We start from the raw sequence: 23949 nt of genomic DNA, 5'->3' as shown, positions 1-23949 counted from the left end.
GTTAGAGTGCACACAAGGAGCGGAACGATGGCAGAACAAGAAGCAAAGAAATGGGGACTGGTGATCGACCTGGATCGTTGCTCGGGCTGTCAGGCCTGCGTCACCGCCTGTTCCATGGAAAATAACATTCCCTTCACCGGCGAGGACGAAGTCGCCTACGGGCGCGGCATGCACTGGATTCGCGTCCAGCGCTACTGGACCGGCGCATATCCGGATGTGAAACCTGACCGCACCCCGGCGATGTGCCAGCAGTGCGGCAACGCGCCCTGCGAACCGGTTTGCCCGGTTTTTGCGTCGGTCCACAGCGAAGAGGAACAGATCAATTTACAGGTCTACAACCGCTGCATCGGCACGCGCTACTGCGCCAACAACTGCCCGTATATCGCACGCAACTTCAACTGGTTCGACTACGAGATCCCGGCGCCGATGAATTATTACCTCAATCCCGACGTCACCGTTCGCCGGCGGGGTGTGATGGAAAAATGCACTTTCTGTGTGCAGCGCATCAAACACGGTGAAGACGTTGCCGCCGCGCAAGGTCGGGCTCTCGAAGACGGCGAGGTCATGACCGCCTGTCAGCAAGCCTGCCCCACCGACGCCATTGTCTTCGGCGACCTGAGCGATCCAAACAGCCGGGCCAGCCAATTGGCGCGCAGTGAACGGGGTTACCACTTGCTCGAAGAACTGGGGACTCTGCCAAGGGTCACTTACCTGAAGGGAGGCGGCTATTATGGCGGTTGATGTCAAAATTCTCGGCAATCCTTCCCAAACGGCCGAAGAACGCCAGGAGGAGGAGCGCCGCGAGCACCTGATGCTCGATCCCAAACCGCGTGAGGAGATGAACCACATGGTCATCGACGCCATGACGCACACCTCCAAACGCTACTGGATCGTCGTTGGAACGCTGGCCCTGCTGGTGGCGGTATGCCTGTTAGGCGCCTGGGCGAATATGATCGTCACCGGCGTTGGTGTGCTGGGGATTCGCCGGCCGATCTTCTGGGGCGTGTTGATCGTCACCTTTGTGTTCTGGATCGGCATCAGCCATGCCGGGACCTTCGTTTCGGCGATCCTGCGCGTGTTCAAAGCCGAGTACCGCCGCCCCTTCACCCGCGCAGCCGAACTGATGACCACCTTTGGCCTGGCCGCCGGAGCGCTTTACCCGCTCATTCATCTGGGGCGGGTGTGGGTCTTCTACTGGATGGTGCCCTACCCCAACGCGCGCCAGCTCTGGCCCAACTTCCGCTCACCGCTGGTGTGGGACTTTCTGGCCATCACCACCTACCTGTTATCCAGCACCATTTATATTTACCTGCCGCTGGTTCCTGACCTGGCCATGGCGCGCGACCGCACCACCGGTTGGCGGCATACCATTTATAAGGTGTTGGCGTTGAATTGGCGCGGCACCGAAATGGAATGGAACCGCCTGCGCAAGGCCATCACCATTTTCGCGTTCGCCATCATCCCGGTCATGTTCTCCGTGCACACCATCGTGTCCTGGGATTTTGCAGTGGCCATGACGGGCGGCTGGCATTCCACCATCTTTGGTCCCTATTTCATCGTCGGCGCCATTCTCTCGGGCATTTCCGCTGTGGTCACCATCCTCTTCGTCCTGCAAAAGACGCTGAAGAACATGGATTACTTCATCCGCCCCGAGCATTTCGACGCCCTGGGCAAGCTGATTCTGGTTTTTTCGATGACCTGGGCCTATTTCTTCTTCAACGAATACCTGCTCAACTGGTACGGCGGAGATAAGGTGATCAAAGACATCCTCACTGCCCACGCCACCGGACCTTCCGCCTGGGTCTGGTACCTGATGTTGATTTGCAACGTCGCAATTCCCTGGCTGACGCTGTGGAACAGACGCATCCGCAGAACTCCCTGGGTGATGGCCATCATCACCATTCTGATCAACGTCGGCATGTACGCCGAGCGATACACCATCATCCCGCTGACCCTGGGCCACCAGCGTATGCCCTTCGACTGGGGTATCTATAACCCGCGCCTGACGGAATTGCTCATACCGCTGGGCACCCTGTTCCTGTTCATCCTGCTGTACATGCTGGCATCGCGGTTCATCCCGCTGGTGCCGGTGTGGGAGGTGCAGGAAGGCCAGGTGGCTCATACCCTGCGGAAAATGGGTAAGAGCAAAGTGCCCAGCGTCAGCGAGCTGGAGTAAGGAGGCCTGATCATGCCGAAAGAACCTGTTCATCTGGCCATTTTCAAAGAAGATCGGATCGACGATGCTGTGGAAGCGATCGATCGATTACGGGCGCTGGGCATCGCCGACCAGGAGATGTCGATCCTCTCCGGCATTCCATACTCCGAGCACATCCTCGGCCGGCCGGTAAGCTGGACCCGGGTGGGCCTGATCGGGCTGGGCGGCGCGGTGGTTGGCTTCCTGATCGCCCTGGCGCTTTCCTTCGGCACGCAGTCGCTCTATCCCATCCGGGTGGGGAATCAGCCCTTTTGGGCCATTCCGACATCCATCGTGGTCATCTTCGAGCTGACCATGTTGGGCCTGCTCATCAGCACCTTTCTGGGTGTCTTCGTGGAAACCATCACGCCCACCTACGGCCCGAAAGGCTATCACCCCAAAATCAGCGACGGCAATATCGCCATCTTGTTCACCTGCCCGCCGGATCTGGATGAAAAAATGCACGCCGCCCTGACGCCGCTGGGAGCGGAGTTGATCCATCGCTCGGAGGTGAAGAACCTATGATCAAACGCATGATCCTCGTGCTGGGTATCCTGGCGCTCCCCCTCCTGGGGGGCCTGCTGTTCACCTACGATATCATCAAGATCGACTGGATCAGCTTCATGGAAATCCAGCCGTCCTTCCGCGCCCAGGAGGATCCCCTGCCGCTGCCGGCGCGCTCGGTGCCTGTCCAGGGCGCCGCGTATATCGCCGAACTGGGCGCCCCCACCAACCCGGTGCCCGCCGATGAGGCTTCATTGGCGCGCGGCAAAGATTCTTACAATGTAGCCTGCGCGCTGTGCCATGGTGTGGATGGGAAAGGTAAGGGACCCTTCGCAACCTTTCTGCAGAATAAACCCGCCAACCTGCTGGAAGGCCCGCCCCGGACCGAAAGCGACGGCGCCATCTTCCTGACCATCACCAACGGCGTGGAAGGAAAAATGCCCGCGCTCATCGAAAATCTACCCACCGCCGGTGCGCGCTGGGACGTGGTCAACTATGTGCGTTCGCTGCAGGCCGCCGGCCAGTGACCCGTGCTCCTTCAACTACACGAAACGGGGGAGGAAAAACCTCCGCCGTTTATCGTCATCCTTTAAAATTCTATCTCTGAAACCCGAGTGCCCGCCTCGTGGAGTGAACCGGTGCAGGCCTGCCGCCGGCAGCCCTGCTGCGGCCATGATTCACTATTAATCTATGCGAATGGTTGGCTATCGATCCGGCGTTGGATATAGGCGGAGAAATGCCCTTTGTACCTTCCCTGCAGGTCCGCGCGCCGCCAGTCCTGCCCGGTGACCACACCGCGGCACAATGGATCGCCGCAGTGGCACGCGAACGTGTCGTAATCGCTGGCGTCCGTGGTGGCGTAATCGAAGGTGATCTCCTCGCCCGGCTCGATATCCCGCCGCGCCAGCAAACTGATCTGGCCGGATATCCACGCATTCGGATTGCAGGAGTGGTTGACGTAATCGCCGGTGTCGCCCTCCCGGATCGACCAGAGATATACTCCCTCGTCCACCTGCAGGCCGTGGCAGGCGTCCCCGTCCAGCAGCGCGCCGATCTGGTCGGCTGTGCGGATCTCGCCCCCCCACACCACCAGCAGTTCACCTTCGCCAATCGCTTCGCGGGCGAACACTCCCCAACCGCCGTTGACCGGCGCAGGACGCACTTCCAACTTTGGATGGATGTAAGAATAGATCGAAACCGGCGACAATGTGGCACCTCGAGGATCAGAATTATCCAGCCGGATTTATACCATCACCCGCCGGATCAAAGATTCCAGGTAACGCGATTTGAATTGCTGCGTGGCCATTGCCTGCTTGAGTGGCGGCAATTTTAAGATGGCGCCCAGCAGCAGCGCCAGGGCGCGTTGGCTGAAAAGTACGTGGTTATCGAAGACCAGGTCCTGCAGTTTGCCGCGCTCGATGGCCATCAAAACGATGCGATGCACCCCGTTCATCGGCGTGATTACCCGTTCGCCGCGCAGGATTAATTTCAAGCCGCCATTTGTGCAGGTACGCACGCACACCCCGCAGCCCAGGCAGAGTTCCTCAGCCAGACGCGCCAGTTTACGATTGGGGCGCTGTGGGTCATTGGCTGAGATCAATCCCATTGCCTCCACCGGGCAGGCCGCCACACACTTGCCGCAGCCGCTGCACCGTTCACGATCCACTTCCGGCTGGAAATTGCTGGTGTGAATGGGTCGCAGCAAGCTGAAACGCCGCTGTGCGATCAGCGCCTCGCAGCAGCAACCGCAACAGTTGCAAATGAAGCTGACCCCTTCACGCGCGTTCTCCCCGAACTGCACCAGGTTGTTCTCGTACGCCTGTTGCAGCAAATCCAGCCCCTCGATCTCATCCACAGCCCGCCCGTAGCCGTGCCGGACCAACGAATCGGCCGTACCGCCAAAGGTCATGCAGATCTCCTTCGGCGCGGAACAGGCTTTGCCCAGTCGCGCCATCTTGTGCCGGCAGTAGCACACCCCGACGGCGCGCGCCGATGCGGACCGGATCACCTCGCTGGCGCGCTCGTAATCCAGCACGCTCACCTGCGGAAGCACCGGCTCATGGACGAACACCCGCCCGGGATGGGTATCGCCGCCGGTGAACAGGGAACGCATGGAATCCTCTTCGGTGGTGCAGTACTGCGTGTACAGCTCGGCCAGGAGCTGCTGGTCGACATCCTCGCGCATTCGCATCATCGAAAACTCGAAAAAACCAGCCATGGGCGGCGGTAATGTGTAAACCGTCTCGCCTTGACGCCCGGCATCCAATAAAATCGCCTTTTCAGCCAACCCATCCAGCACCTTGCGCGCTTCAGTCAGATCCATTTTCCAAATTCGGCTGGCATCCAGAGCCGAAAAGGGCTGGATTGGTAATTGCGCCACCAAACCGGCCTCGCGTTCGCTGAAGAGAATCTTCAAAATGGCATACAGCGACTCGCTGGGCGGCGCACCTTGAGGAAAACGGTTGAGACGATCTACCAGTGAAGAATAGGGGGCGGGCTCATTCATAAGCAGTGTTCCTGTAAATCAAAAGGGGGTATCTATCCGCTGTGGGCCGCGTGGCGCACCCGCGTCAAGATCGAATCATCCATCCAGAAAATACAGAGATGCCTTGATTATATCGAAGTACAAGAAAAGTGGGTTTCGAAGGATCGAAACCCACTTTCCCTGTTTAAGCTGAAAGGACGCGTTTTAGTTGAGCGGACAACCAAGATTGTTGGCATCAATCAGGTGTGAGATGTCGCCTGCCTGAACCATGGCGATCACTTCGGCAACGGTATACGGATAGTCAACACCCGGGCTGGCTGCACTCAAGAGAGCGGCCGTTCCATGGCGGGCGGTGATATTCAAACCGCCGCCGCCTGCCCAGATCGCCTGACCCAGGGTATAGGTTGGGCTGAAGTAACCCACGCTGAAAACGGTATTGAAGTAATTACTCGGGGTATACGGCGCGGGCCAGACCGCGTAATGGTTGCGCCAGAATCCGGGCGTGCAGCCTTCGCCGCCGGGCGGCGGGGTGGGCGTCTCCGAGCAGGTTACACTCCAGTAGGCCTGAAGTTGAGTGACTTCGACTCCGCCAACGAAGACATCGACGCGGGCCTCAAAAAGACGCGTGCCGGAAATTGGGCCGGCCAGGCCATACGGGAAGGCCACATTGGTGAGGTCGTCGTACTGGTAGAACTGCTGCAATACATCCATGTTGTTGGTTACCGGGTTTTGGACAAAGAACCAGACATGAATGGAGGTGGTAGGTTCGATTCCGGTGGTGGAAATCAAATTGGATGGCGCGCAGGTCGTCTGATCGTAGGGCGCATCCAGGGTATAGCCGTTCCATGTGCGACCGTATTCGGCTTGAGCCAGGGTCGTGATGGATAAAAGCAATACCACAACCAGCGAGGGCAAAAGACTTTTCTTTAACATTTTCGATTCCTTTCACCGACCTGAGACTCTGAGCGAGTGAAATCGTAATTCGGAGCACAGAAATTGTCTCCGCAATCACCCCCTTTCGAAGAAAAGATCCGGATCGGCTCTTAAAAACAGAACCGGTCGCATGGGCCGGTTTCGCTCTTAGCTCGTTGGCAGGTTTCCCCCCTCTTTGGGATAAGCGACCAGATTTCCCCGCCAGGTCATCGCTCCCATATTGTTTCAAAAATATTAAATTGTCTAGATATTTTATAGATATTTTACGGATGGAAGTCAAGCGAATTTCGACGAAAATTGATAGAATATATTAATAATTGGTCAATTGCCGGGCTATATCCAAACATGGTCAATTCGTTTAAAGCAAGAAGCTAATAGCGAATCACTAATAGCTTTTCTTTAGGCGGAGAGGGTCGAAGATTCCCGTTGGGAATGGGATTTGAACCCACATCGCAGTTTTAAAGCAAAAAAAGCTAAGAGCTGATCGCAAATAGCTTTTCCTCAGGCGGAGAGGGTCGCAGATTCTCGTAGAGAATGGGATTCGAACCCACATCGCAGTTTTAAAGCAAAAAGCTAAGAGCTGATCGCTAATAGCTTTTCTTCAGGCGGAGAGGGTCGCAGATTCTCGTAGAGAATGGGATTCGAACCCATAGCGCAGTTTTAAAGCAAAAAGCTAATAGCTGATCGCTAATAGCTTTTCTTCAGGCGGAGAGGGTCGAAGATTCCCGTTGGGAATGGGATTCGAACCCATAGCGCTGTTTTAAAGCAAAAAGCTAATAGCTGATCGCTAATAGCTTTTCCTCAGGCGGAGAGGGTGGGATTCGAACCCACGATACCTTGCGGTATACCCGCTCTCCAAGCGGGCGCGTTAGGCCAACTGCGCTACCTCTCCAGACACCCGCCGCGGCCATTGGTGCGTCAGGCGAAGCGGATTATACCATAATTTTTTCAGCGCAAGAAAAATCATCCATGAGAATAAACCTTTCATCGAATGGAAATAAACTCTGTTATTTCAGTAAACTGAGTATTGCAAATTCAAAAGGTTGCGTTTATAATATCGCTCACACACGGGCGGTTAGCTCAGTTGGTTAGAGCGTTGCGTTGACATCGCAAAGGCCGTAGGTTCGAGTCCTATACCGCCCACACAACTCAATACCCGCGTTGACCAGGACGAGTAGTTCGATACTCTCCGCCAGAGAAAGGGGATCGCCAGGCTGAAAGTCCCCTCCGGAATTAACGAACGAAAACCACCTGCGAGCAAGTACCGGAACCGCCGTAAGGCGCAGTATGGCAATCGGTTGGCCCCGTTATCAGCCCCAACGAGATGATCGGATTGTTTACAACCGGTCAATCTGGGTGGAACCGCGTGATTTAGCTCTCGCCCCAGTTTGGGACGGGAGTTTTTTGTTGTTAACCACATCAGGAGGTTAGAATGGCTGAGATCAAACATGAGCGGTATCAAGATACCCTGCTATACCGCATACGCCACTCCACTGCGCACATCATGGCCGAAGCCGTGCTCGAACGCTTCCCCGGCGCCAATATCGCCATCGGCCCGGCAATCGAAGATGGCTTTTACTACGACTTCGACCTGCCCCGCCAAATCACCGCCGAAGACCTGCCCGAGATCGAAAAACGCATGCGCGAAATCATCCGCGGCAAACATCCCTTCGTGCGCCGCGAAGTCTCCGCCGATGAGGCTCGCAAGATTTTCGCGAACCAATCCTTCAAACTCGAATTGATCGACGGGTTGGAAAAGGGCGGTTTTGATGAGGATGGCAACCCGATCACCGAAAAGCCGATTATTTCCACTTACACCAGCGACACGTTCGTCGATCTATGCCGCGGACCGCACGTCGAAACGACCGGCCAGATCAATCCGGACGCCATCAAGTTGATGAGCATCGCCGGCGCTTACTGGCGCGGCGACGAAAAGCGTCCCATGCTCACCCGCATCTACGGCACCGCCTGGAATACGCCCCAGGAGTTGGAAGAGTACCTGTGGAAGCTGGAAGAGGCCAAAAAACGCGATCACCGCAAACTGGGCAAGGACCTGGGCCTGTTCTACTTCTCGGATGACGTCGGCCCCGGCCTGCCGCTCTTTACCCCCAAAGGCGAGATGCTGCGCCACCTGATGGAATCCTACGTACGCGACGTGCAAACCCGCTATGGCTTCCAGCACGTCTGGACCGGTCACCTGGTCAAAGAGGATCTCTACAAGCGCTCGGGGCACTATGACAACTATAAGGACGCCATGTTCCCGCCCATGGTGGATGAAAACATCACCTTCCGCCTCAAGCCGATGAACTGCCCGAGCCACATGACCCTTTACAAGGAGATGGGCCGGCACTCCTATCGCGAGCTGCCCCTGCGCTTTGCCGAATTCGCCACCCTCTACCGCTACGAAAAAACGGGCGAATTGAACGGCCTGACCCGCGTGCGCTCGCTGACCCAGGACGACTGCCACACCTTCTGCACCCCCGAACAGATCGAGCAGGAATTCTCACTCGACTTGCAGGTGATCAAAGAAGTCCTGGAACGCTACCGCTTCACCAATTACCGCGTCCGCCTTTCGCTGCGCGGCCAGGGCGGCAAGTACGTAAAGGATGATGTCCGCTGGGGCCAGGCCGAAGCCGCGCTGCGTTCTGCTCTGCAGGCCAACAACGTGGATTACTTCGAAGCCGAGGGCGAAGCCGCCTTCTACGGGCCCAAAGCCGACTTTATGGCCAACGATGTGCTCGGCCGTGAATGGCAGCTTTCGACCATCCAGGTGGACTTCATCCAACCTGCCCGTCTCGGCCTGACCTATATCGGTGAGGACAACCTGGAACACACCCCGGTCGTGCTGCACCGCGCGGTCACCGGTACCACCGAACGCTTCCTGGGCGTCATCATCGAACATTTCGCCGGCGCTTTCCCGGTTTGGCTGGCGCCCGTTCAGGCGATGGTCATCCCCATCGCGGATCGGCATGTTGCCTACGCTGCCGAAGTCGCCGGTAAACTCAAGTCGGCCGGCCTGCGCGTGGAAGTGGATGATCGCGGCGAACGCATGAACGCCAAGATCCGCGACGCTCAAAACCAGAAGATTCCGTACATGCTGGTCGTGGGCGACAAGGAAGCCCAGGGCGGTGAAGTGGCCCTGCGCCTGCGCAGCGGCGAGAATCCCGGTCCCATGCCGCTCGGCGATTTTCTGGCGCGCGCCAATAAAGAAATCGTTGAAGGCGTCTAGTTGAAGCATGCCAGGGGAGTTTTACCCCGCGCGGGGCAAAACTCCCCTCTTTTTACGGCAGGTGGGCGGAGAAGATTAAATTATGGTAAAATCAGTCCACGTATAAGCCCAGAAAACTGGGCTGAAAGCCGTATTCAGTAGAGGAGAAAAGTTACTATCAGTACTCAAAACTTTCGCGTCAATGAACAAATCCGTGTCCCCGAAGTTCGCCTGATTGGGCCGAAAGGGGAAAATATAGGCGTCGTTTCCATCCAACAAGCGCTGCAAATCGCGCGTGATGCCGAGTTGGATCTGGTGGAAGTCGCCGGTACGGCCGTACCGCCAGTCTGCCGTGTGATGGATTTCGGCAAGTTCCTGTATGAACGCACCAAGAAGGAACGCGAAGCCCGCAAATCTCAGACCAAGATCGAGGTCAAGGAGATTCGCCTGCGCCCCAAGACCAACGAGCACCACCGCGGTTTCAAAACCCGCGATGCCCGCCGCTGGCTGTTGGAAGGCAACAAGGTGCGCGTCACCATTCGCTTCCGCGGCCGCGAGATCAGTTATCCTGAACTGGCGCTGGAAGACCTGAAAGAAATTGCTGAAGAGTTGGCCGACGTCGGCATTGTCGAACAGGTGCCAACGATGGAAGGCAAAACCATGGGTATGGTGCTTGCCCCCTCGCGCGCTCCCAAGAAGAAGGCCGAGGGTGAAGCCAAACCCGAAGTCACCAGCCCGACAGCGGAATAGTTCACGGCCGCAGTTGAAGAGATCCATTTTTATGGTATAATACGCGGTCGCGTGTAATATTACCGCGGATTTTTCTCGAGAGGAGTTACGCTGTGCCCCGTAAGCAGAAAGACGGAAAATTCAAACTGAAGACCCACAAGGCAACCTCCAAACGGTTTCGCCTGAGCGGGTCCGGCGTTCTGCTGCGCACGAAGGGCGGTAAGAGTCATCTTCGCCGCCGCACTTCCAAGCGCACCAAAGCGCTGTTCTCTGAGATGGTCGTCGTCCAAGGCGAATCGATCATCAAGCGCGTCCGCCGTCTTGCCCCCAACATGGACAAGTAGGCAGAAACGCATCGTACTCATTCTTTTTTAGGTGCGGCCGTTGGGTGTAAACAACTAGTGCCTCAAGCGCTGACGCCCAGGGGTTTGCAAAGGAGTAATCCATGGCACGTGTAAAAGGTGGTCCTTTCGGCCATCTACGCCACAAGAAAGTATTGAATTTCGCCAAAGGTCAGCGCGGAACCCGCCATTTCCAGTTCCGCCGTGCCAATCAGGCCATGCTGAAGAGCCTTTGGTATGCAACTCGCGACCGCCGCACGCGCAAGCGTGACTTGCGCCGGTTGTGGATCGTTCGTATCAACGCCGCCGCTCACACCAATGGGATGGCTTACAGCCGCCTCATCAATGGCATGCGCAAGGCGGATATCCAGCTCAACCGCAAGATGCTGGCTGACCTGGCAGTGCGCGATCCGCAGGCATTTGCGGCAGTCGTCGAAAAAGCGAAAGCAGCTTAGGCGATTGCAGCGAACCTTCTCGACCGGACGGTGATATCACCGTCCGGTTTTTATTATTCACCCCGGAACAGAGTTACAATACATATATCTTCCTCGTCGCGTGTACTGATCCGAATGGAGGTTGACATGTGCCTGCTGATTGTTGACCACACCTACCCAACCGGACAACATTTGCAAATCGTGCAAGGCGACCTGACCCGCGAGAAGACCGATGCCATCGTCAACGCCGCCAACAGCCGCCTGCAGCACGGCGGAGGCATCGCCGGGGCCATTCTGCGCAGCGGTGGTTATGAGATTCAGCGCGAAAGCGACCTGTGGATTGCCAACCACGGGCTGGTGGAGCACGCCCATCCGGCCGTGACCTCAGGCGCAAACTTGCCAACGCGCCTGGTGATCCATGCGGTCGGTCCGATGTGGGGCAGCGGCGACGAGGACGCCAAGCTGGAAGCGGCATTCCTCGGCAGCTTCGAAAAAGCGGGCGAATTGTGTCTGGAAAGTCTCGCCGTTCCGGCCCTTTCAACGGGTATCTTCGGCTTTCCGAAGCCGCGCGCTGCAAGAATTTTTTACGCCACCCTGGCTGCCTATTATCGGTCGCACCCGGACAGCACTCTCAAACTCGTCCGTCTTGTCATTCTTGACGAAGAGACCCTGAACGAATTTCTAGACGTGTGGCGTGAAATCCATCCATCCGCGGAGTGACCTGGTTTCATGATTACTTCCAATCAAAATCCAAAAGTGCGCCGCGTGCGCGAGCTCCTGTCCAAACGCAGCGAACGAGACGCATCCGGCGCCTTTATTGTCGAAGGCGTCCGCCTGGTGGAGGAAGCTTTTTCTTCCGGTTGGCCGGTCGAACTGGCGTTATTCAGCGGCCAGCTATCGATGCGCGGGCAACAAGCCCTCGACCGGTTGGCCGGGACGAATACCGAGGTCGAAGAGATTGCAGCGTACCTGATGGACGGCCTGACCGATACCGAGACCTCGCAGGGAATACTGGCGGTCATCCGGCGCAAGGAAGTGTCCTTACCCCCGGCCGGTGATTTTTTTATTATTGCGGACGCCATCCACGACCCCGGCAACCTGGGAACGCTCATTCGAACCTGCGCCGCAGCCGGTGTGGACGGCCTGCTCCTCACCCCGGGCAGCGTCGACCCCTTCGCGCCCAAAGTGCTGCGTGCGGGCATGGGCGCCCAGTTTCGCCTGCCTATTCAGCAGGCCGATTGGGATACCATCGCGGCCGGATTTCACAATCGTCCGCAGCCGGTGCGCATTTTGCTCTCGGATGTCGAGGGCGGCCAGCCCTGCTGGCAGACCGACCTGCGTGCTCCGCTGGCGCTGGTCATTGGAAGCGAAGCGGAAGGGGTCAGTTCCGCCGCCCGCCAGATCGCGGATGATCGCATTCACATCCCCATGCCAGGCCGCAGCGAATCGTTGAACGCCGCCATTGCAGCCGGCATCTTAATCTTCGAAGTGGTTCGACAGAGGCATCCATGAAAGTTCGCTCGATTACCTGTTTTTACCATCCCGGCCAGCGCGACGCAGACGTCACCCTGAACCGGCTGGCGCGCCTGGCTCAAGCCGTCTCTCAACGTTTTATCGCCGCAGGATATGAGGTCGAGACGACCCGTCTGGCCACGGTGCCCTTCCCCCATATGGTGCCCAGTTGTTGCAACGAGAGTGCCATCCTTCTGGCTCAGAACATGGAGAAACAAGCCTCCGATTTAGGCTTTTCGTATCTCTCCCTCGGGCCAGCGCTGCCGCAGTACCCTGATAGTTACCGGCTTATCCCACAGATGATCGCAGCCACCCAGAACGTGTTCTTCGGCGGTGTCATGGCGACGGCAGCCGAAGGCATCCATCTGCCCGCCGTGCGCGCCTGCGCAGAGGTCATCCACGCGGCTGCGCAAATTACCCCGGACGGCTTCGCCAACCTGCGTTTTTCGGCTCTGGCCAACGTGGCGCCGGGCGCGCCGTTTTTTCCGGCCGGGCATGCCGGTGGTGATCTTCCGGCCTTCGCGTTGGCGCTTGAATGCGCCGATACGGCAATTCAGGCCTTTAGCCGGGCGTCGACGCTGGAGGAAGCCCGCAACAATCTGCTGGCGGATCTTGAAAAGGCGATCGCTAAATTGACCGAGATTGCCGCCGGAGCGGCTGCCGAATTCGAAATCCTGTTCAAAGGTTTCGATATTTCCCTGGCACCCTACCCCGACGATTCCGTCTCATTGGGCGGCGCGATGGAAAAATTGGGGCTTCCCGCCCTTGGACTGGCCGGGTCGCTGGCGGCGGCGGCTTTTGTGGCGGATACGCTCGACCGTGGGCGCTGGCCGCGCACCGGGTTCAACGGCCTGATGCTGCCGGTGCTGGAAGACTCGGTTCTGGCGCAGCGCACCATCGACGGCACGCTGGGCGTGAAGGACCTGCTTATGTTCTCGGCCGTGTGCGGTACCGGCCTGGATACGGTTCCGCTGCCCGGCGACGTGACCGCCGACCAATTGGCGGCCCTGCTGCTGGACGTGGCATCGCTGGCCGTGCGCTTGGGTAAACCCCTCACCGCCCGGCTCATGCCCGTTCCCGGCAAGCGCGCCGGCGATCTGACGAATTTCGACTTCTCCTATTTCGCCAACGGCCGAATTCTGTCGCTGGATGCCGCGCCGCTAACCGGTTTTTTCGGGGGGAACGAAACTTATCAGCTTCATCCCCGAAAACCCAACGGCAGTATGTAGACACCCGTAGTAACGCCGTAAGTCGTTCATGAGATATAAAGCAACGGCCAGCGAAAAACCGCTGGCCGTTATTTTTCGGTTCGCAGACGAACTCACCGCACCTGTTTGAAGTTGATGATGATCAGGTTTTGTTCGCAGCTGTCGTAGGTATCGAAATAAATCTTATCCGAGAGCGGCAAATCCGATTGATCCAGCAACTGTACCCATAATTTTCCGGTAGACGCGATCGGTTTTTCCGCCAGAGTAAATTCATATCCCGCCCGGCCGTACTGCAGAGCAGTACCCGTCAGGCTGAGTAAATCGACCTTGTTCTCGCCCAGAAAGCCGCCCACCTGCACGCGAATGCCGGTGGCCGGACTGTTCTTCAAATCCACCACCTGTCCGGCCAGCCCCATCCAATCGCAGCCCCATTCCGGGCGGAACAACACGCTCGAAATCGAAGCCGGATCGGTCTGAATGGAAAAAGAATAACCCCGAGAAGAAGGTTTCTTGGTGGCCGTCGGCGCAACGGCGTTCCCATCCGCGGGGGTTGCCGAAACGGCAGGCACTTCGGCGGTGGGCGGCGCAATCGTCGCGGTGACCGGGGCCGCAGTGGCCGTCCAGGTCGGTGGGAACGTCGGCCGGCCGGGAGTCTCAGTCGGTATAATAATGACTCCGGGCAACGTCACCGGTGGAAAAGGATTCAACGCGCTGTTGGGATTCACGAAGACCGCCAAAAAAAGGATCCCCACGATCACGATAGCTGCTACCATCGCCAGGGTCAGCACATTCCACAGCAGGTCGTTTTTTGGGTTGGAGGTTCCGGTTTCCATATTTTTCCTTTGATTTCCGGCCGCATTATGGAAGCAGGGTTTCGATCTGGCTTTCAGCGCGCCGTTGTGTCAACCAATCGGCCAATGCTTTGCGTTGCAGCGTCTGCAGCGCGTCAGGCGCCAGCGGATGCTCTTCGCGTTCGATCACCTGGATGATGTGATAACCAATGTTGGATTGGACCACCGGGCTGTACTGTTCCGGTTGAAGGGCGAATGCAGCCTCTTCGACAGCCGGTTGCATCAGGTAACCCCGCGGGAACCAACCTAAATCGCCGCCGGTGACGGGATCGTATTGCTCAGCAAGCGTTGCAAAATCTGCGCCAGATTGTAAATTGTTATGGATGGAATCCGCGGTCTCTTTGCTTAAAACCAGGATCTGCCGGGCATGAATCTGCTCGGCGCTGGTGGGCACGGCCGCCAGTATCTGGTCGCGTTGCCATGCAGAGGCAAGCGAACGACTGACTGCCCGCCGGAAGCTCTCCTCGGTGTAGCCATTTTTCTGTTGCCATTCGGTCAATGCTTCGGCGCCGCCGATCTTCTGGGTCATCTGGTCGAGACTGGACTGAATGTCCGCATCGCTGCTTTGATAACCGCCGGCTGTGGCAGCCTGGGCCAGCAGCATTTCATCCACCAATGAGTCCAGTACCCGTTGGCGGGCCTCTTCGTCGGTTGCCGTCTTGCCAGTCTCCGCCAGGGCAGCCTGAAAACGCCCCAATTCGGCCTGGTAGTCCGCCAGCAGGATACCCTCCCCATTGACGCGCGCCGCCAGGGGTTCGGAGGTCGGGCTGGGCGTCGCGGGTGCGGGAGTGTCGGTGTTTGGAACGGCAGGAGTCTGGGTGGCTGGTGAAGCGCCCAGACCGTTGCAAGCCGTCAAGGTGAACAGGAACAATAGAATCAAATAAGATATTTTTCGGTTTGACATTGTATAAAATTATAACCGATTCTGTCGATTGCCGTTCTTCTCAGGTTTGATAGCAAACCGGCCGTGCTTGCGCACGGCCGGTTTTGATTTTCCTACACCGATTTAGTACTCGGGCATCTGAGGTTGAGCAGCGGGTGCTTCCTTGACAGGGACATCCGTGACCAGGGCTTCGGTGGTCAGGATCATCGCTGCGATGGAGGCAGCATTTTCCAGAGCGCCGCGGGTCACCTTGGCGGGATCGATCACGCCGCCCTTGACCATGTCGATGTACTCGTCGCGAATGACATCGTAACCGACTTTGACGTTCTTCTGCTTCTTCTGTTCAGCGCGGACGTTGGCGATGATGACGGAACCTTCCTTGCCAGCGTTCTCGGTAATCCGGCGCATAGGAACTTCCAACGCGCGGCGGACCATGTTGACGCCCATCTGTTCGTCTTCGTTGCCCATCTTGATCTTGTCAAGAGATGCAACAGCGTTGATCAAGGCGACACCGCCGCCAGGAACGATGCCTTCTTCCACAGCCGCGCGGGTTGCGGAAAGGGCGTCTTCGACGCGATGCTTCTTTTCCTTCAGTTCAGTCTCGGTGGCAGCGCCAACGCGGATGATGGCTACACCGCCAGACAGCTTGGCCAGGCGTTCCTGCAGCTTTTCGCGGTCGTAATCGCTGGTGGTCTTTTCGATCTCGATGCGAATCTGTTCGATGCGCCCGCGAATGGCGGAATCTTCGCCCTTGCCGCCGACGATGGTCGTGTTGTCCTTGTCGGACACAACCTTCTCGGCGCGGCCCAGGTCGGCAACCGCAGCGGTTTCCAGCTTGCGGCCGGTTTCCTCAGAGATCACGGAGGCGCCGGTCAGGGTGGCGATATCCTGAAGCATGGCCTTGCGGCGATCGCCAAAGCCAGGGGCCTTGATGGCGAGCACGTTCAGCATGCCACGCAGCTTGTTCAGCACCAGGGTCGCCAGCGCTTCGCCGTCCACATCTTCGCAGATGATGACCAGGTCGCGCTTGCCCAGTTGCACCAGCTTCTCGAGCACGGGGACGATATCGGCGGCGGCGGAAATCTTCTTGTCGTAGATCAGAATATAGGGATCCGCGATGGAAGCTTCCATGTGTTCGTTGTCGGTGATGAAGTAGGGCGAAATATAACCGCGGTCGAACTGCATACCTTCGACGTACTCGGTCTCGAATTCCAGACCCTTGGATTCTTCGACAGTGATGACGCCGTCTTTGCCGACTTTTTCCATGACTTCAGCGATCAGGTTGCCGATATTGGCGTCCTGCGCGGAAATGGTGGCAACTGCAGCGATGTTTTCCTTGGTTTCGACCTTGATGGCCTGACCCTTGATATTCTCGGCGACAGCCTTGGCAGCCGCTTCGATGCCGCGCTTGAGCAGCATGGGGTTGGCGCCAGCGGAGAGGGTCTTCAAACCTTCGTTGACGATCGCGTGCGCCAGCACCGTGGAAGTGGTGGTGCCATCGCCGGCGATGTCATTGGTCTTGGTCGCGGCTTCCTTGAGAAGCTGGGCGCCCATATTCTCGAAGGGATCTTCGAGTTCGATTTCCTTGGCAACGGTCACACCATCGTGCGTGATGGTGGGCGAACCGAATTTGCGATCGATCGCCACGTTGCGGCCCTTGGGGCCGAGGGTGGTAGCAACAGCATCCGCAACGACATCAATACCGCTCTTCAATTTACGGCGAGCATCTTCACCGAAAACGAGTTGTTTTGCAGCCATATGTTCTACTCTCCTTAAAAATTAGCTTGATTTCTTCAAAGAACCTAATCGATGATCGCCAGCAGATCGCTTTCGCGCAGGATCAGCAGCTTCTTGCCGTCGATTTTGATCTCCGTGCCGCCGTACTTGGCAAACAATACCGTGTCGCCAACCTTGACGTCCATGGGGATGCGGTTGCCCTTCTCATCGCGGTCGCCAGCGCCTACGGCGATGATTTTGCCCTTTTGGGGTTTTTCTTTGGCGGTTTCGGGGAGAACAATACCACCGGCAGTGATTTCTTCCTGCTCAAGCGGTTCGACAACAACACGAGCACCTAACGGTTTCATCGAGATAGACATTCTTTCCCTCCAAAAAAAGTTGAGGATTTCTGTTTGTTTTTTTGTGTTTAGCACTCTAATGATTAGAGTGCTAAACCGAAAGATAGTTTACTTGCCTTCAAATCAAAAGTCAAGGGGGTTATTTTTACTCTTATAAAACTCTGATATTCAGGCTCGATCCGCCGGGAGCCCCGTCCATCGGCCGTGTCCCTGGCCTGATTTCAACCGCCCGACGGGGTCTCCGTCGGCAAATTTCCCGGCTGGGTTGGGCCTGTCTGAGGTTGAACGGTCGGCGTTTGGTCCGTTTGAGGTTGCGTGGTTGGGGTCTGGTCGGTCTCGCTCAAAATGCTTTGACAAATTTCCACGCTGGGTTGGATGATGGACAGGATGATGGTATCTTCGCTGTAGGCGTTGCGCACTTTGTTCAGGATTTCCATGGCCTTGTTGCAATAGCCGTTGCTCTTGCGAGCCATGCCGGCCAGCACCGACCCGTACGTGTAGTAATACACCACCGTGGAGTCGCTCAACGGCAGCCCCGTGACGGTGACCGCCGGATCGGTTTCCGAATCGCACTGGCGAACATCGCAACTCGTGACCGCGTCACAGCCCTCCAACGCACATTGAAAGGCCGGAATGGCGCCTTCATAGTTGCGGGCCTGGAAGTAGATCACGCCAAGCTGCCCGTACATATCCGGGCTGGTGGGGCTGATCTGCAGCGCCTTGCGCGCGTTCCGCGAAGAAATCAGGCCTTCACCCATCTGGGCGTAGGTCTTGGCAATCTGCGTATAGGGCAGCGAATCTTGAATGCCCAGACGCTCGTTGATTTCCACAACCTTCGAGAACGCCTCCAGGGCCGGATCGAACTGTGCCGGGACGCTCGGGTCCGCGAGCGCGCGGTAATTGTAGCCAATCTGCAGCCAGAGGAGTGGCATGTTGGGGGCGATTTCCAGAGCTTTCTGATATTCTTCGATGGCCAACCGGTACTGGCGGGTCGATTCGAGCACGTAGCCTTTTACCCGGTGCACGTCCATCAGGGTTGAATCGCGTTCCAGGGCCTGGTCAATGTATTGTTCGGCCTGATTCCATTTTTGTTGGTCGACCAGGATTTCAGCATAATAAGCCAGGGCCAGGGTGTTGGTATTATCCAGATTGATCGCGGTGACGGCTTCCTGCTCGGCCTGCAGCAGGATGACGGCCGATTGATCGCCAGCCAGGATTGGGTTGGCATTCCAATCCAACACGAAAGCGCGCACGGCGTGCGCGGTGCTGTCGTCCGGCGCCAACTCGACCGCTTTGCCGATCGAATCGAGGGCTTCCTGCAGGCGTTGGCGGCGGGCATCGGAATTGGTCAACAGGCTGGACGAATAGGTCTGGATGCGCGCCAGTTCGGCATACAATTGCGCGTCTTGAGGCTGCTGTGCGATCGCCTGTTGATAGGATCCGATGGCTTTATTCAGGTCGCCGATCTGAAAATAGGTTTCGGCTTCCTGTTCATAGCTGATCACGGTGCGAGTCGGCGTGGCCGTTGCCGTAAACGGCGCTTCGATTGCCCCGGCCTTGAACTCCCGCAGCACAAACAAGCCGACCAACAACAGCGCCAGCAATATCAACACACGGTACGGATCACTGTGTCGTCTTTGGCGCAGGAAAATATATCGTTTCGCGTTCGAGCTCATTCTTTAGGGTTGTGGAGTATCCGTCACTCCTGAGTTTTCCTCGGGCGTGATGGTTTCCGTCGCAACAGTTTCAGTCGCCGATTGGCCGGTACAGATATTGATCATCTCTTGCGCATTATACATGGCGATATCATCATTCGGGACGGTCTGCTGCAGCATTTGAGAGATTTCGACAGCCTCGTTACACTCGCCGTTTCGAGCCAACGCCAGGCCGTAGAAATAATAGGCATCCACGTTATCGCCGCTGAGCGCTGCCCCTGGCAGTTCCACGCCATCTTCGGTTGTGCCGCCGCGCAGACCCAATCGAAACGCTTTGATCGAATCCGGGTACATCAAATTCTTATAGTACATGGTGCCCAGATTGATGTAAAAGTAGGAATTGCTCGGGTCGTTTTCGACCGCCTGTTCGGCGAACTGAATGGCCTTGACATAATCACCGGTGCGCAGGTAAAGGCGCGACATATACACGTCTGGCCAGGGATCGGACGGGTTGAGTGAATTGGCCTTGTAATACTGTTCTTCGGCGGCGGGATCATTGCCGATGGCGACGTAATTGCGGCCCAGCATGATGTGCAACTCGGCGATGTTGGGATTGATGGCAATCGCGGCTTCGAATTCCTGAATCGCGTCGGCATTCTCGCCGGTGAGTTCCAGGATGATCCCGCGCGCGCGGTGGGTCTCCAGCAAATCCGGGCCCAAATCGCGGGCTTTGCGCGAATACTCGATGGCCTCGTCCAGCGTACCCATGGAACCCTTGCCATCCTGCTGCATCCGCGCCAGAACCTCTGCCAGATAGGCGTACGGAATTGGATTGTTCGGGTCGATCTCAATGGCCTGCTTCAATGCTGTTTGTGAAGCCAGGTAATCGCCCGAAAGCCCCAGAGCCCAACCGCGCACGGCATGCGCCATGGCGTTATTGGTGTCGAGCAGAAGTGCATCTTCGGTATGCAATATGGCGTCAGCATAACTGCCGTTCATGGCCTCCAGCTCCGCCAACGATACCTTCACGCCCGCGTTCCTGGGGTCGGCCTGCACGGCATCCTTGTAGGCCGTGATCGCCTGTGAGATCTTGCCTTCGCTGACCAGCGACTCGGCATCCGCGATATAGGTTTCAGGCGCCCGGGTCGGCGTCGCGGTCGGGATGAAGAGGGGGGTGGTCGATGGCACGATCACCTGATTGACATAGATCAATGCGCCTACGGCAAGGAAAAATAAAACAATCGTAACCGGATTCGTACGATGCCGGCGTTTATTCATGTTCAGTTGACTACCACGTAAATACATAATTTAATCTTACCATTTCAAGGAGACTCGTCAAGCTTTGGGGGTGCCGAACGTTCTTTCTTCTAAGCCCTTTTTAACCTGATCGGTTTCACGAACCCTTTTTTCTTGCCAACCCGCATTCTTCACGCTAGAATGATGCCATGCTTTTCGATGTATTTACCATTTTTCCGGACGGACTGAAACCTTATCTGGAAATCAGTATTTTACAGCGCGCCATAAAAAACGGCCTGCTGGACGTTCACTTGCACGACCTGCGCTCCTGGACGATCGACCGGCACCACACCACCGATGATACGCCGTACGGCGGCGGCGGTGGAATGGTCATGAAATGCGAGCCGGTCTTCGCTGCGGTCGAAGACGTATTGGGCGCGCCGCCCGCCTGCCCGGTCATCATGATGACCCCCCAGGGCCGGACCTTCACCCAACACGTTGCCCAGGAGCTGGTGGCTTACCCTCGCCTGGCATTGGTGTGCGGTCGCTATGAAGGCATCGACGAACGCATTCGCGAACACCTGATCACGGACCAGATTTCGATTGGCGATTATGTCCTCACCGGCGGCGAACTTCCTGCGCTGGTTTTGATCGATGCCATCACGCGTTTGATCCCGGGCGCGCTGGGCGACCCCGACGGCGCCCAGGATGATTCGTTCGCCTCCGGCCTGCTGGAATATCCGCATTACACCCGCCCCCCCGAATTCCGGGGCTGGGGCGTTCCGGAAGTGCTCCAATCCGGCGACCATGGCGCCATCGCGCGCTGGCGCCGCGAGCAATCTCTGAAACGCACGCTGGAGAAGCGACCCGATCTGCTCGAAAAATTCGATCTGACCCCTGCCGATCGCAAATATCTCGCACGTCTGCGAGAAGAGCAATCTCAAAATTCAGCCCCTACCACCTCAGAGCAAGATCAAGGATGAACCTTTCCCTCTGCCGCCCAATTTCCCGCCTGTGCTGTTGAAGCACGGGCGGTTCTCGCATTGACTCATTACCTTCTGGTTACCTTCAGGGAGAGAAGCCATGAAACGTCTGAACTACGGAAAGACCTTTTTGCTCGGGTTTGGGTTCTTTGGCGTCAGCGTCATCTGGATGGTCTATAACAGTTTTGTCCCGCTGTTCCTGGCCAACAAATTCCAGCTCGACCCACGTTGGATCGGTTTTTTCATGACGCTGGATAACATTGCCGCGTTCCTCATCCAACCGCCGGTCGGCGCCTGGTCGGACCGCCTGCGCACGCCCATCGGCCGGCGTATGCCTTTCATTTTGATCGGCGCGCCGATCGGAGCAATCGCGTTCGGCCTCATTCCGCTGGCAAATATCCTTCCGCTCTTCGTCGCCTGCACCAGCACACTGCTGGTCAGCATGGCATTCTGGCGCATCCCGGTCATCGCGCTGATGCCCGATATCACTCCCTCGCGCTTCCGCTCGCAGGCGAACGGCATCATCAACATGATGGGTGGGATCGGTTCCATCGTCGCCACGCTGATCGGCGGCCGGCTGTATGACATGAGCGCCAATCATGCCTATCCTTTCTGGATGGGGTCGATCCTGGTGGTCCTCTCGGCTTTACTGGTTTTTATTTTCATCAAAGAGCCAAAGGAATACGAGGAGACCTCCGAAGAGGAACGCCCGGACCTGTGGAAGGCCTTTATGACCGTCATTCGCGGCGAAGAAAAGAGCGCGCTGCGGATTCTGTTGGCCATTTTCTTCTGGTTTGTGGCCTACAATGCCATCGAGGCATTCTTCACGCTGTATGCACAGAATCACCTTGGACTGGAAGGCGGTCAGGGCGCGCAGTTGTTGGGCCAGCTCTCTTTTGTCTTTGTTCTTTTCGCCCTGCCGGCCGGCTATATTGGCGGCAGCCTGGGCCGCCGCCGGACGATCCTGATCGGTCTCGTCGGCATGATCGTGCTCATGCTGCTGATGTACATCCTGCCGAAGGCAACCCTGATCATTCCGCTGGCCAAGGTCTTTGGACTGGGGCAGATGTATATGATCAGCATCCTGTTGATGCTGGCTGGCGCGTCCTGGGCCATGATCAACGTCAATTCGCTGCCCATGGTGGTGGATATGACCGATAATGTTCGCATCGGCACGTACACCGGCCTGTATTACCTGTTCTCCACCCTGGCGGCCATCGCCGGACCAAACATCAACGGCTGGATCGTGGCGCTGACCCACAACAATTACAGCTCGATCATGATCGTTGGCCCGATATTCATGGTTCTGGCCATGGCGATGATGCTCGGCGTCAAACGCGGCGAGGCCAAACCCCAGGCCTGACCTGCCGAATCGAATTCTCGACTTTCCAACCAACGGGCTCCATAATGGAGCCCGTTTTCATTGACCTCTTTGACCATAAAGCTTACAAAACGCTAACAAGTTTATCTTGCCACTGAAATTATTCCGATGTATACTTTACCTACCGGTCTGAGCCTTCAGGTCGGGAAATTTCCACCCAATTCATTGTTGGAGGAAGAAGAAAATGGCAAAGAAACTTTCATTAGTTTTGGCAGTCGTTGTCATGGCAACCATGATCCTTGCTGCCTGCGCACCTGCAGCTACGCCGACTGCTGCGCCCGTAGAGCCCACCGCGGCTCCTGTCGAGCCCACCACAGCCCCGGTCGAGCCGACTGTTGCGCCCACCGAAGCCCCCGCCGCCAAGATCAAGGTCTGCGAAGTGACCGATACCGGCGGTATCGATGACAAGAGCTTCAATGCGACCGCCTGGAAGGGCGTGACCGACGCCGTTGAAACCCTGGGCATCGAAGGCAAGTATCTGGAATCGCAGGAAGTTGCCGACTACGAGAAGAACATCAACGCCTTCGTCGAAGAGAAGTGCGACCTGATCATCCCGGTTGGTTTCTATCTGACCGACGCCACCAAGGCCGCCGCTGAAGCCAATCCCGATGTGAAGTTCTCCATCGTCGATGTCTCCTACGACCCGATCATCCCGAACATCCTGGGCCAGGTCTTCCAGACCGACCAGGCCGCCTTCCTGGCTGGCTATCTGGCCGCTGGTGTGACCAAGACCGGCAAGGTCGGCACCTTCGGTGGCTTCCCCATCCCGACCGTCACCATCTTCATGGATGGCTTCGCTCGCGGTGTTGCTTACTACAATGAGCAGAAGGGCACCAAAGTGGAAGTCCTCGGTTGGGACATCAACGACCCCGAAAAGGGCCTGTTCTCCAGCTCCTTCGACGATCAGGCCAAGGGTAAGGAACTCGGCAACAGCCTGATGGACGAAGGCGCCGACATCATCATGCCGGTTGCTGGTCCTGTGGGCCTGGGCACCGCTGCGGCCGTCAAGGAACGTGGCAATGCCTACATCATCGGCGTCGATAGCGACTGGGCGCTGACCAATCCTGAATATGCCGACATCGTCCTGACCTCCGTGATGAAACTGATGGACGCCACCGTCCTCGATTCCATCAAGATGGTTATCGACGGCACCTTCAAGGGTGGCATCACCGTTGGTACCCTCACGAACAAGGGTGTTGGTCTGGGCACCATCAACGCTGCGGTTCCTGAAGCACTGCGCACTGAAACCGAAGCTTTGGCCCCGTCCATCATCGACGGCACCATCAAACTCAGCGATACCTTCGCGATCAAGCAGTAATTTTGAAAGACTGAATACC

At 57.2% G+C, this 23949-nt stretch carries 23 protein-coding genes and 2 tRNA genes; 15 read left to right on the top strand and 10 right to left on the bottom strand.

From position 1 onward, the window contains the following. Positions 1-27: 27 nt before the first annotated feature. Genes LARV_RS09115 through LARV_RS09100 form a run of 4 tightly spaced genes read left to right on the top strand, consistent with a single transcriptional unit; the run spans position 28 to position 3225 of the window. Positions 28-741 carry a 4Fe-4S dicluster domain-containing protein gene (locus LARV_RS09115; RefSeq protein ID WP_075073343.1) on the top strand — a complete coding sequence of 238 codons (714 nt, stop codon included), beginning with the start codon at positions 28-30 and terminating at the stop codon, positions 739-741. After that, positions 731-2176 (top strand): NrfD/PsrC family molybdoenzyme membrane anchor subunit, encoded by a 1446-nt coding sequence (nrfD, locus tag LARV_RS09110; protein WP_083522455.1) that lies wholly within the window; start codon positions 731-733, stop codon positions 2174-2176. The genes LARV_RS09115 and nrfD overlap by 11 nt, the downstream gene beginning before the upstream one ends. A 12-nt stretch (positions 2177-2188) precedes the next feature. Continuing rightward, positions 2189-2719: a quinol:electron acceptor oxidoreductase subunit ActD gene (locus LARV_RS09105; RefSeq protein ID WP_075073342.1), complete on the top strand. Its 531-nt coding sequence runs from the start codon at positions 2189-2191 to the stop codon at positions 2717-2719. Then, on the top strand, positions 2716-3225 hold the full coding sequence (locus LARV_RS09100; RefSeq protein WP_075073341.1) for a c-type cytochrome: 510 nt from the start codon (positions 2716-2718) through the stop codon (positions 3223-3225). The genes LARV_RS09105 and LARV_RS09100 overlap by 4 nt, the downstream gene beginning before the upstream one ends. A 161-nt stretch (positions 3226-3386) precedes the next feature. Here the strand turns inward: LARV_RS09100 and LARV_RS09095 are convergent, their stop codons facing one another. From LARV_RS09095 to LARV_RS09080, 4 genes are all read right to left on the bottom strand, one after another. After that, positions 3387-3905 carry an SET domain-containing protein gene (locus LARV_RS09095; RefSeq protein WP_075073340.1) on the bottom strand — a complete coding sequence of 173 codons (519 nt, stop codon included), beginning with the start codon at positions 3903-3905 and terminating at the stop codon, positions 3387-3389. Between the two features lie 36 nt (positions 3906-3941). Beyond that, positions 3942-5204 carry a 4Fe-4S dicluster domain-containing protein gene (locus LARV_RS09090; protein WP_075073339.1) on the bottom strand — a complete coding sequence of 421 codons (1263 nt, stop codon included), beginning with the start codon at positions 5202-5204 and terminating at the stop codon, positions 3942-3944. Between the two features lie 183 nt (positions 5205-5387). After that, complete coding sequence (locus tag LARV_RS09085) at positions 5388-6116, bottom strand: hypothetical protein (protein WP_075073338.1); 729 nt, start codon at positions 6114-6116, stop codon at positions 5388-5390. Between the two features lie 806 nt (positions 6117-6922). Beyond that, positions 6923-7008, bottom strand: a tRNA-Ser gene (locus LARV_RS09080). Between the two features lie 177 nt (positions 7009-7185). On the opposite strand from LARV_RS09080, the gene LARV_RS09075 reads away from it, so the two are divergent. From LARV_RS09075 to LARV_RS09040, 8 genes are all read left to right on the top strand, one after another. After that, a tRNA-Val gene (locus LARV_RS09075) sits at positions 7186-7259 on the top strand. Between the two features lie 289 nt (positions 7260-7548). Next, the gene (thrS, locus tag LARV_RS09070; protein ID WP_075073337.1) at positions 7549-9345 is read left to right on the top strand and encodes a threonine--tRNA ligase; all 1797 of its coding nucleotides are present in this window, start codon (positions 7549-7551) and stop codon (positions 9343-9345) included. A 156-nt stretch (positions 9346-9501) separates the two neighbouring features. Beyond that, positions 9502-10074, top strand: a complete 573-nt coding sequence (gene infC, locus LARV_RS09065; RefSeq protein ID WP_075073336.1) for a translation initiation factor IF-3 — start codon at positions 9502-9504, stop codon at positions 10072-10074. A 92-nt stretch (positions 10075-10166) separates the two neighbouring features. Further along, positions 10167-10397 carry a large ribosomal subunit protein bL35 gene (locus LARV_RS09060; RefSeq protein ID WP_075073335.1) on the top strand — a complete coding sequence of 77 codons (231 nt, stop codon included), beginning with the start codon at positions 10167-10169 and terminating at the stop codon, positions 10395-10397. A gap of 101 nt (positions 10398-10498) precedes the next feature. Beyond that, positions 10499-10849 carry a 50S ribosomal protein L20 gene (gene rplT, locus LARV_RS09055; protein ID WP_075073334.1) on the top strand — a complete coding sequence of 117 codons (351 nt, stop codon included), beginning with the start codon at positions 10499-10501 and terminating at the stop codon, positions 10847-10849. A gap of 126 nt (positions 10850-10975) precedes the next feature. After that, positions 10976-11548 carry a macro domain-containing protein gene (locus LARV_RS09050; RefSeq protein ID WP_075073333.1) on the top strand — a complete coding sequence of 191 codons (573 nt, stop codon included), beginning with the start codon at positions 10976-10978 and terminating at the stop codon, positions 11546-11548. Between the two features lie 9 nt (positions 11549-11557). Next, positions 11558-12340: a TrmH family RNA methyltransferase gene (locus LARV_RS09045; RefSeq protein ID WP_075073332.1), complete on the top strand. Its 783-nt coding sequence runs from the start codon at positions 11558-11560 to the stop codon at positions 12338-12340. Then, entirely contained in the window at positions 12337-13569 is a 1233-nt protein-coding gene (locus LARV_RS09040) for a DUF711 family protein (RefSeq protein ID WP_075073331.1), read from the top strand. Before LARV_RS09045 ends, LARV_RS09040 begins: the two co-directional genes overlap by 4 nt. Positions 13570-13661: 92 nt before the next feature. On the opposite strand, the gene LARV_RS09035 is transcribed toward LARV_RS09040, so the two are convergent. The 6 genes from LARV_RS09035 to LARV_RS09010 all read right to left on the bottom strand — a co-directional run bounded on the left by LARV_RS09035 (position 13662) and on the right by LARV_RS09010 (position 20290). Beyond that, the gene (locus LARV_RS09035; RefSeq protein ID WP_075073330.1) at positions 13662-14381 is read right to left on the bottom strand and encodes a hypothetical protein; all 720 of its coding nucleotides are present in this window, start codon (positions 14379-14381) and stop codon (positions 13662-13664) included. A gap of 25 nt (positions 14382-14406) precedes the next feature. Further along, complete coding sequence (locus tag LARV_RS09030; protein WP_083522454.1) at positions 14407-15303, bottom strand: peptidylprolyl isomerase; 897 nt, start codon at positions 15301-15303, stop codon at positions 14407-14409. A gap of 102 nt (positions 15304-15405) precedes the next feature. Next, positions 15406-17040 (bottom strand): chaperonin GroEL, encoded by a 1635-nt coding sequence (gene groL / locus LARV_RS09025; protein ID WP_075073328.1) that lies wholly within the window; start codon positions 17038-17040, stop codon positions 15406-15408. 44 nt (positions 17041-17084) lie between these two features. Further along, entirely contained in the window at positions 17085-17378 is a 294-nt protein-coding gene (gene groES / locus LARV_RS09020) for a co-chaperone GroES (protein ID WP_075073327.1), read from the bottom strand. Positions 17379-17578: 200 nt separating this feature from the next. Beyond that, positions 17579-19033, bottom strand: a complete 1455-nt coding sequence (locus LARV_RS09015) for a tetratricopeptide repeat protein (protein WP_075073326.1) — start codon at positions 19031-19033, stop codon at positions 17579-17581. 3 nt (positions 19034-19036) lie between these two features. Further along, a complete protein-coding gene (locus LARV_RS09010; protein WP_075073325.1) occupies positions 19037-20290 on the bottom strand; it encodes a tetratricopeptide repeat protein in 1254 nt (417 codons plus the stop codon). A 167-nt stretch (positions 20291-20457) separates the two neighbouring features. Between LARV_RS09010 and trmD the strand changes: the two genes are divergently transcribed. The 3 genes from trmD (at position 20458) to LARV_RS08995 (ending at position 23930) form a co-directional block, all read left to right on the top strand. Beyond that, complete coding sequence (trmD, locus tag LARV_RS09005; RefSeq protein WP_075073324.1) at positions 20458-21231, top strand: tRNA (guanosine(37)-N1)-methyltransferase TrmD; 774 nt, start codon at positions 20458-20460, stop codon at positions 21229-21231. Positions 21232-21331: 100 nt separating this feature from the next. Beyond that, a complete protein-coding gene (locus LARV_RS09000; RefSeq protein ID WP_075073323.1) occupies positions 21332-22594 on the top strand; it encodes an SLC45 family MFS transporter in 1263 nt (420 codons plus the stop codon). A gap of 202 nt (positions 22595-22796) precedes the next feature. Next, positions 22797-23930, top strand: coding sequence for a BMP family lipoprotein (locus LARV_RS08995; RefSeq protein ID WP_075073322.1), 1134 nt, complete (start codon positions 22797-22799; stop codon positions 23928-23930). Positions 23931-23949: the final 19 nt, after the last annotated feature.

Source organism: Longilinea arvoryzae (assembly GCF_001050235.1).
GTDB classification, from domain to species: Bacteria; Chloroflexota; Anaerolineae; order Anaerolineales; family Anaerolineaceae; genus Longilinea; species Longilinea arvoryzae.
The sequence above is the reverse complement of the archived record's forward strand: the minus strand, read 5'-3'. Positions and strand labels throughout refer to the sequence as shown.